This window comes from Oleisolibacter albus (genome assembly GCF_003336875.1).
Classification (GTDB): Bacteria; Pseudomonadota; Alphaproteobacteria; order Azospirillales; family Azospirillaceae; genus Niveispirillum; species Niveispirillum album.
The window spans coordinates 66146-74570 of sequence record NZ_QGNJ01000017.1 but is presented as its reverse complement, the minus strand read 5'-3'; the positions used below and the strand labels follow the sequence as shown (position 1 = coordinate 74570).

The window sequence follows — 8425 nt, the reverse complement described above, 5'->3', positions numbered from 1 at the left end:
AACCCGACGGGGCGGTTCGTCATCGGCGGCCCGGACGGCGACGCCGGTCTGACCGGACGCAAGATCATCGTGGACACCTATGGCGGTGCGGCGCCGCATGGCGGCGGCGCCTTCTCGGGCAAGGACCCGACCAAGGTGGACCGTTCGGCGGCCTATGCCGCGCGCTATCTGGCCAAGAACGTGGTGGCGGCGGGTCTGGCGCAGAAGTGCACGATCCAGCTGAGCTATGCCATCGGCGTGTCGCATCCGCTGTCGGTCTATATCGACACGGCCGGCACGGGTCAGGTGGACGAGGACAGGCTGGCCGACGTGCTGCGCCAGCTGATGAATCTCAGCCCGCGCGGCATCCGCGAGCATCTGGGCCTGAACCGGCCGATCTATGCCCGCACCGCGGCCTATGGCCATTTCGGCCGTGAGCCGGAAGCCGATGGCGGCTTCGGCTGGGAGCGCACCGATCTGGTCGACGCCCTGCGCCGCGCCTTCTGAGCCGCACAGGCCCGGCAAACCGCATGCAACGGCCCGCCCCCCAGGGGGCGGGCCGTTCGTCTGTCGGGGGACCGTCAAAGTGCGCCGCTCAGATCACCGGCCGCCGGATCCGATGCAAGGCGAGGATCACCAGGGTGATCAGCAGGATGGCGCCCCCCTGATGGGCGGCGCCCAGCCCTACCGGCACCGCCAGCAGCAGGGTGCTGATCCCCAGCAGCACCTGCAGCACCACAGCCGCGGCCAGCCCCAGGGCCACGGCCCGGCTGCGGTCGTCCAGATCGGGCTGGCGGCGCATGCGCCAGCACAGGCCCAGCACCACGGCAGCGGTCAGGATGGCCAGCCAGCGATGGACGAACTGCACGGCGGCCGTGTTCTCCAGCGGATTGATCCAGGCCGGCTCCAGCGTCCACATCTCCGGCGGGGCGAAGTGGCCATTCATCAAGGGCCAGCTGTTGTAGGCGAAGCCGGCATCGAGCCCGGCCACGAAGGCGCCCCAGACGGCGGTGAGGGCGACCAGGGCCAGGGCGATACGCCCGTGCCGGCGCAGGGCACCGGCGCCCGCCGCCCGCTGGCCGGCAGGAGCCGGGTCCAGCAGTCCCAGCGCCACCCACAGCAGCAGCCCGTAGAGGATCAGCGCCATCCCCAGATGCAGGGCCAGGCGGTAATGGCTGACATCGGTGCGCTCGGATAGGCCGGACTGGACCATGAACCAGCCGATGAAGCCCTGCAGCCCGCCCAGCAGGAACAGGCCGGCCAGCTTCCAGCCGAGCGCGCGGTCGATGCGGCGAGTGGCCAGGAACCAGAGGAAGGGCACGAAGAAGACCAGCCCGATCAGCCGGCCCCACAGCCGGTGGAACCACTCCCAGAAGAAGATGTGCTTGAACTCGGCCAGGCTCATGCCGCTGTTCAGCAGCCGGTACTCCGGGATGCGCTTGTATTTCTCGAACTCGGCCAGCCATTGCGCCTCGTTCAGCGGCGGGATGGCGCCGGTGATCGGCTTCCATTCGGTGATCGACAGGCCGCTTTCGGTCAGGCGGGTGATGGCCCCGATGATGGCCATGGCGAAGACCATGCCGGCGCAGGCCAGCAGCCAATAGCCGATGGTGCGGTGTGCTGGCGCGGCGGCCGGCGCGAAATGGGTCGTCGGAATGCTGGTCACGGCAGATGTCCGCTGGGCCGGATTCTGCTTCCGGCGGGAAATGGTTCGTCTGCCGATGATATAGGCAGCCGGGCCGCGGGAACCACGCCCTTGTGCAAAGGGGGTGCCGGGTGGCACCCCATCAGCCCGCCCGCGCCGCCCGGCTCGGTCGCGGCGCGGGCCTCTCGCCCAGCGCCGCAGTCAGCCGGCGCAGCGCTGCGGCCGGATCATCGGCCCGCATGATTCCGCCCATGACCGCCACGCCGGCCGCCCCGGCCCGCAGACAGCCGGCGGCATTCTCCGCGTCGATCCCGCCCAGGGCGATGACGGGCACACCGAATGCCTGCGCCGCTGCCAGCACCTCCAGCCCCAGGGCCGGACCATAGCCCGGCTTCGACGGCGAGACGAAGATGGGGCTGAGGGTGACATAGTCCGCACCGGAAATGGCGGCCAGGCGCACATCCTCCAGCGTGTGGCAGGACTGGCCGATCACGGCCTGCGGCCCCAGCAGCGCCCGCGCCGCCATGACATTGCCGCCACCGGGCAGATGCACCCCGTGGCAGAGGCGGGCCGCCTCCAGATCGCCATGCACGGTGACCCGGGCGCCGTAGGGGCTGGCCTCCTCCCACAGCTGGCCCAGCAGATCCCGCCGCGCCTCCGCCGGCAGGTCCTTCTCGCGCAGGCTGATCCAGCGGCACCCGCCGGCGAGGGCGGCGGCGGCCAGAGCCGGCAGGGGCTGGCGGGCCTGGCTGCGGTCGGTGATCAGCAGCAGCGGCGGCTGGGGCAGGACGGGCATCGGCAACTCCGCCGGGAATAGATTTCAATGATAACGAATGTCAGTGATACCCACGGACTCTCAGGCTTGGAAACCGCTTGTCCACCCCAGGCGCGGGGAAATCGGCGTGGGACACCCCCATCGGACAGGCCGGACGGCCCGTGCCATGCGGGCCACACAGGCCGCTTCTGTGACAATCGGATGACGCGGCCGCAATCTCCGGCTTGACACCCACTTATACTCTGGGCGAGCATAAGGATATTAATGCTCAAATAGAGCATAAGCCCTGCCGCTCCGACCTCCGGGCCGCAACGGCGGGACATGTGGGTCCCGGAAGCGCACCGTTTCCGCTGCCTGGAGGGTTTCCGTCGATGTCTGTCACCAGCCAGTCCCCGGCCGCGCTGGCCTATACCCCGGCCGTGGCCGAGGCGACCCGTCCTCTGTATGACCGCATCCGCCACGTCATCCCCGAGGTGGAGTGGCCGTTCCATGCCCCGCTGGTGCATGCCATCAACCGGCTGAAGGCCGAGCGCAACGCCGTCATCCTGGCCCACAATTACCAGGCGCCGGAGATCTTCCACACCGTGGCCGACATTGTCGGCGATAGCCTGGCCCTGGCGCGCAAGGCGGCCGAGACCAAGGCCGATATCATCGTCCTGGCCGGGGTCCATTTCATGGCCGAAACGGCCAAGGTGGTCTGCCCGGACAAGATCGTGCTGATGCCGGACATGAGCGCCGGCTGTTCCCTGGCCGACAGCATCACCCCGGCGGATGTGCGCCTGCTGCGGCAGAAATTCCCCGGCGTGCCGGTGGCCACCTATGTCAACACCTCGGCCGCGGTGAAGGCGGAGAGCGACATCTGCATCACCTCCGGCAATGCCGTGGAGGTGATCGAGAGCCTGCCCGGCGACGAGGTGCTGTGCATCCCCGACCAGTATCTGGCCAAGTGGGTGGCGACGCAGACGACGAAGAAGGTCCATACCTGGACCGGTTCCTGCGAGGTGCATGAGCGCTTCACCGGCGACCAGCTGGCGGCCTACCGCCGGCAGTTCAAGGGCGACATCACCATCATCGCCCATCCCGAATGCCCGCCCGATGTGCTGGCGGAGGCCGATTTCGTCGGCTCCACCGCCAAGATGCAGGACTATGTCGAAGGCACCCAGCCCAAGCGCGTGCTGCTGATCACCGAATGCAGCATGGCCGACAATCTGGCGGTGCAGAATCCGGCGGTGGAGTTCGTGCGGCCCTGCAATCTGTGCCCGCACATGCGCAAGATCACCCTCAGCAACATCCTCTCCAGCCTGACCACGCTGGAACCGCGGGTGGAGGTGGACCCGGCCGTGGCCGACCGCGCCCGTCTGGCTGTGGAGCGCATGCTGGCCGTGGGCCGGAAGTAACCGCCCGCGCCGGACCAACCGACAGGGCAATCCGCCCCGGACCGGGGCGCAGCAGGAGGTGGCCATGGACGGCGGCGTCTTCCGGCCGGACTGGAACTCGAACGGGCACCCGCCTGCTCCCCTGCGGGAGGAGCAGGCGGACATCGTCGTCATCGGCTCCGGCATGGCCGGGCTGGTGGCGGCGCTGCGGCTGGCGCCGCGGCGCGTCACGCTGCTGACCAAGACCCCGGACCTGCCCGGCGGCTCCAGCCACTGGGCCCAGGGCGGCATCGCCGTGGCCCTGGGCGCCGAGGACACCGCCGGCAGCCATGCCGCCGACACGGTGGCTGCCGGCGCCGGCCTGACCGATCCGGCCGTGGCGGAACTGCTGGCGCGCGAAGGCATCGCCCGCCTGTCGCGCTGGTTGGCCCAGGGTCTGCCGGCCGACCGCGGCGGCGACGGGGCCGTGGTTCTGGGCCGCGAGGCCGCCCACAGCGCCCAGCGCATCCTGCATGCCGGTGGCGACGCCACCGGCCGCACGCTGGTGGCCTGGCTGGCCGACCGGGTGCGCCAGGCCGCCCATGTGGACATCCACACCGGCGCCTTCGCCTGGGATCTGGTGATGCAGAACGACCGCGTGGCCGGCGTTCTGGCCCATCATGCCGGCCGGGGCTGGGTGTTCCACCGCTGTGGCGCGGTGCTGCTGGCCAGCGGCGGCATCGGCCAGCTCTGGCGCCACACCACCAACCCCGTGGAGGCCACGGCCGACGGTCTGGCCCTGGCGGCCCGGGCCGGTGCCGATCTGGCCGATCTGGAATTCGTGCAGTTCCATCCCACCGCCCTTGCCGGCAGCACGGCCGGACAGGTGCCGCTGCTGACCGAAGCGCTGCGGGGGGCCGGCGCGCATCTGCTGGATGGTGACGGCCTGCGCTTCATGCCGGCCGAGCATCCGCTGGCCGAACTGGCCCCGCGTGATGTGGTGGCCCGCGCCATCGGCCGCCGCGTGGCCGCCGGCCAGCCCGTGTTCCTGGATCTGCGCGCGCTGTGGGCCGCGGACGGGGCCGTCCGCTTCCCCACCGTCGCCGGCATCTGCGCCGCCGCCGGCATCGATCCCGCCGTCAGCCCGGTGCCGGTGGCTCCGGCCGCCCATTACCATATGGGCGGTGTCGTCACCGACCAGGACGGGCGCACCAGCCTGTGCGGCCTGTGGGCCGCGGGCGAGGTGGCCTGCACCGGCGTGCATGGCGCCAACCGGCTGGCCAGCAACAGCCTGCTGGAAGCCGTGGTCTTCGCCGAGCGGGCGGCGGATGACATGCTGGTCCGGGCGCCCCTGGCCCTGCCCGCGGCCCCCCTGCCCGCCGTCCCGCCGGTCACCGGCACACGGGCCACCCTGGATGAGCTGGCCGTGGCGGCCCGGGAGATCATGGCCACCCGGGTCGGGCTGGTGCGCGACGGCGCCGGACTGGCGGCGGCCAGGACCGAGCTGCTGCGGCTCGAGCGCCGGGCGGCGCGGCTGCCGGCCGCCACGGCGGCCGACGCGGTGCGGCCTGCGGGTGAACTGGCCAACCGCCTGCTGGTGTCGCGCCTGATCGTGGAGGCCGCCCTGGCCCGCACGGAGAGCCGCGGCGCCCATACCCGGACCGACTGGCCGGCGGCGCGGGCGGTCTGGCGCCGGCGTCAGATCGTCAACACCCGCACACCCCTGCCCGCCACCGTGGCCGCGGAATAGCGCGCGCGCCTCGTCCACCCCTCCCCTCCAGTCCTGGACCGACCATGACCGCTCCGCTCTACCCCATCCTCTATGATGATCTGGTCCGCGCCGCCCTGAAGGAGGATCTGGGTCTGGCCGGCGACCTGACCAGCGACGCCTGCGTTCCGGCCTATGCCCGCGCCCGTGCCCTGTTCCGGGCCCGCCGCGACGGTGTGGTGGCGGGGCTGGCCGCGTCGCTTCACGCCTTCACGCTGCTCGACCCCGGTCTGGAGATCCGGGTGGAGCGGACGGACGGCACCCGGGTCGCGGCCGGGGACACCATCGCCGTGGTCGAGGGGGCGGCCCGCCCGATCCTGTCGGCCGAGCGCACGGCACTGAACCTGTTGGGCCGGCTCTGCGGCATCGCCAGCGAGACCCGGACCCTGGTCGATGCCATCGCCGGCACCGGCGCCTACATCGTCTGCACCCGCAAGACCACGCCTGGCCTGCGGGCGCTGGAGAAATATGCCGTGCGCGTCGGCGGCGGCAACAACCACCGCTTCGCCCTGGATGACGCGGTGCTGATCAAGGACAACCATCTGGTGGCGGCCGGCGGCCTGCGCCCGGCGGTGGAGCGCGCCCGCGCCCATGTGGGCCACATGGTCAAGATCGAGGTGGAGGTGGACACGCTGGCCCAGCTGGAGGAGCTGCTGCGGCTGGATGTGGATGCCGTGCTGCTGGACAATATGGATACGGACACCCTGCGCGAGGCCGTGCGGATGGTGGATGGCCGCCTGATCACCGAAGCCTCGGGCGGCGTCACGCCGGAGACGGTGCGCGCCGTGGCGGAGACGGGCGTGACCCTGATCTCCCTGGGCTGGCTGACCCACTCCGTGAAGAATTTCGACGTGGGGCTGGACTTCGAGCCGGCCTGATCCGCTCCGGTTGCAGGAACAGTGCCACGGAATCGGAACCGTAGCGTAATCAAACGGATACGATGATCCGTCTAGGGTCTGGGGCGTTGATGCGGTATAGCTCGACGGGTCGGTCAGGGAAGAACGTCCCTGCCGCCGGTTGACAGACGGATCAGCCGCGACGGAAACGGTACGCCTCCATGCCCCAGCCCACGCCCCTGCTGCGCCGGATGACAGAAGATCCCCCGTCCCAGGCGGGCCGTCGCGACACGGCTCCCGCCGATGCCGGTCCGGCCGGCGCCGCCCAGACCGAGGAGGGGGGGCCGGCCGACGGACGCCGCACCGCGCTGCCGGATACCCGCAGCGGCGATGTGCCGGAGGGCTGGACCCCGGTCAGTATCGCCACCTGGAACATCCATTCCTGTGTCGGCATCGATGCCCGCTTCGCCCCGGACCGCATTGCCGGCGTCATCCGCAGCCTCAATGCCGATGTGGTCGGGCTGCAGGAGGTGGGCTGGCACCATCGCGGCGAAAGCGGCATCGACCAGTTCGATTTCCTGGAGAAGGCCACGGGCATGACCGCCCTGGCCGGACCGACCAAGCATCACCGCACCGCCCATTACGGCAATGCCCTGCTGACGCGGCTGCCGGTGCTGTCGGTGGAGATGCTGGACCTGTCGCTGCCGATCCGGGAGCCGCGGGGCGCCCTGGCCGCCCTGCTGGACACCGGCGGCACACCGCTGCGGGTCATCGTCGCCCATCTGGGGCTGGACCCATGGGAGCGCAACGAACAGGTCAGCCGGGTGCTGGCCTTCGTCAACGCCCAGCCGTCCGGCCCCACCGTGTTCATGGGCGATCTCAACGAATGGCGGCCAGGGGCGCCCCGGCTGAAGCGGCTGGCCGAGCGCCTGCCGGACTGCGCCGCCCCGCGCAGCTTCCATGCCCGCCTGCCGACCCTGCGCCTGGACCGCATCTTCGTGTCGGCCGACCTGCATCTGGCCGCCTATGAGGTGGTGCGCAACGCCACCACCCGCCGCGCCTCCGACCATCTGCCGGTCCGGGCCGTCCTGGGCGTTCCCCCGGCAGGCGCCACCGATCTGGCTGCCGACTGACCGGTCCCGCCCGCCAACGGCTGTGATGACCAAGCCGGATACAACCGGGAAACGATCATCGGGGCTTTACATGTGACCATATGGTCACCTATCATGCCGGCATGGATGAGGTCTTCACCGCTCTGGCCCACCCGGCCCGCCGGCACCTGCTCGACCTGTTGTTCGAGAAGGACGGGCGCACGCTGGGGGAGTTGGAGCAGCATCTGCCCATGACCCGCTTCGGTGTGATGAAGCACCTGCGTGTCCTGGAAGAGGCCAATCTGCTGACCACCCGCCGGATCGGACGGGAAAAGCGCCATTACCTGAATCCGGCACCGTTGCAGCGGGTCGCCGACCGCTGGATTTCCCGCTACGCCGCGCCCTTCGTCCGGGCCATGAGCGATATGAAAACCCTGGTTGAGCAAAGGACCGTGCCGATGTCGCCACCCCGCCATGTCTATGAACTCTATATCCGTGCGTCTGCCCAGGCGGTCTGGGACATCCTCACCGACGATGCCAAGACGCCGCTGTACCAGCATTTCGACATGACCTCCCGCACCGACTGGCGGGTCGGCGGCGCCATCTCCTTCCTGATGGATGGGCGGGCGGTGATCGTGGGCGAGATCCTGGTCCTGGACCCGCCGCACCGGCTGGTCACCAGCTTCCATGCCCGCTGGTCGCCGGAGGTGGCGGCCGATGCGCCATCCCGCGTCACCTGGGAGATCACGCCCATCGCGCCGGATGCCTGCAAACTGGTCCTGATCCATGACGACTTCACCGGCGACACGGCCACGTCGCAGGCCGTGGTGCATGGCTGGCCCGAAACCTTGTCACGGCTGAAGACCCTGGTGGAAACGGGCACTCCCTTCCCCATCGCACCGCGTTACGCCCCGGCCTCCTGACATCCGGGCGCAACGGGCGGCGGGGCGTTGAGCAACAGGGATGTGGCGGAAGG

8 protein-coding genes are annotated in these 8425 nt (G+C 70.4%); 6 read left to right on the top strand and 2 right to left on the bottom strand.

Going from position 1 to position 8425, the window contains the following annotated elements; all coding sequences use genetic code 11:
• Positions 1-486, top strand: a 486-nt coding sequence (locus DK368_RS18755) for a methionine adenosyltransferase domain-containing protein (protein ID WP_162306098.1), incomplete at its 5' end; no start/stop codon positions are given.
• An 88-nt stretch (positions 487-574) separates the two neighbouring features.
• Here the strand turns inward: DK368_RS18755 and DK368_RS18750 are convergent.
• A complete protein-coding gene (locus tag DK368_RS18750; RefSeq protein WP_114395508.1) occupies positions 575-1645 on the bottom strand; it encodes a COX15/CtaA family protein in 1071 nt (356 codons plus the stop codon).
• 121 nt (positions 1646-1766) lie between these two features.
• Positions 1767-2420 (bottom strand): thiamine phosphate synthase, encoded by a 654-nt coding sequence (locus DK368_RS18745; protein ID WP_114395507.1) that lies wholly within the window; start codon positions 2418-2420, stop codon positions 1767-1769.
• Positions 2421-2770: 350 nt separating this feature from the next.
• Here DK368_RS18745 and nadA point away from each other — a divergent pair, with 350 nt between their 5' ends.
• The 5 genes from nadA (at position 2771) to DK368_RS18720 (ending at position 8372) form a co-directional block, all read left to right on the top strand.
• A complete protein-coding gene (nadA, locus tag DK368_RS18740) occupies positions 2771-3796 on the top strand; it encodes a quinolinate synthase NadA (RefSeq protein WP_114395506.1) in 1026 nt (341 codons plus the stop codon).
• 64 nt (positions 3797-3860) lie between these two features.
• Positions 3861-5504: an L-aspartate oxidase gene (locus DK368_RS18735; RefSeq protein WP_114395505.1), complete on the top strand. Its 1644-nt coding sequence runs from the start codon at positions 3861-3863 to the stop codon at positions 5502-5504.
• A 44-nt stretch (positions 5505-5548) separates the two neighbouring features.
• Positions 5549-6400 carry a carboxylating nicotinate-nucleotide diphosphorylase gene (gene nadC / locus DK368_RS18730; RefSeq protein WP_114395504.1) on the top strand — a complete coding sequence of 284 codons (852 nt, stop codon included), beginning with the start codon at positions 5549-5551 and terminating at the stop codon, positions 6398-6400.
• Positions 6401-6579: 179 nt separating this feature from the next.
• The gene (locus DK368_RS18725) at positions 6580-7491 is read left to right on the top strand and encodes an endonuclease/exonuclease/phosphatase family protein (protein WP_240002572.1); all 912 of its coding nucleotides are present in this window, start codon (positions 6580-6582) and stop codon (positions 7489-7491) included.
• A gap of 80 nt (positions 7492-7571) precedes the next feature.
• Positions 7572-8372, top strand: coding sequence for an ArsR/SmtB family transcription factor (locus tag DK368_RS18720; RefSeq protein WP_205028292.1), 801 nt, complete (start codon positions 7572-7574; stop codon positions 8370-8372).
• Positions 8373-8425 lie beyond the last annotated feature (53 nt).

Excerpts from the sequence above, each read along its gene's own strand:
- DK368_RS18745 (WP_114395507.1), bottom strand. The coding sequence starts at position 2,420 with ATGCCCGTCCTGCCCCAGCCGCCGCTGCTGCTGATCACCGACCGCAGC.
- nadA (WP_114395506.1), top strand. The coding sequence starts at position 2,771 with ATGTCTGTCACCAGCCAGTCCCCGGCCGCGCTGGCCTATACCCCGGCC.
- DK368_RS18735 (WP_114395505.1), top strand. The coding sequence starts at position 3,861 with ATGGACGGCGGCGTCTTCCGGCCGGACTGGAACTCGAACGGGCACCCG.
- nadC (WP_114395504.1), top strand. The coding sequence starts at position 5,549 with ATGACCGCTCCGCTCTACCCCATCCTCTATGATGATCTGGTCCGCGCC.
- DK368_RS18725 (WP_240002572.1), top strand. The coding sequence starts at position 6,580 with ATGCCCCAGCCCACGCCCCTGCTGCGCCGGATGACAGAAGATCCCCCG.
- DK368_RS18720 (WP_205028292.1), top strand. The coding sequence starts at position 7,572 with ATGGTCACCTATCATGCCGGCATGGATGAGGTCTTCACCGCTCTGGCC.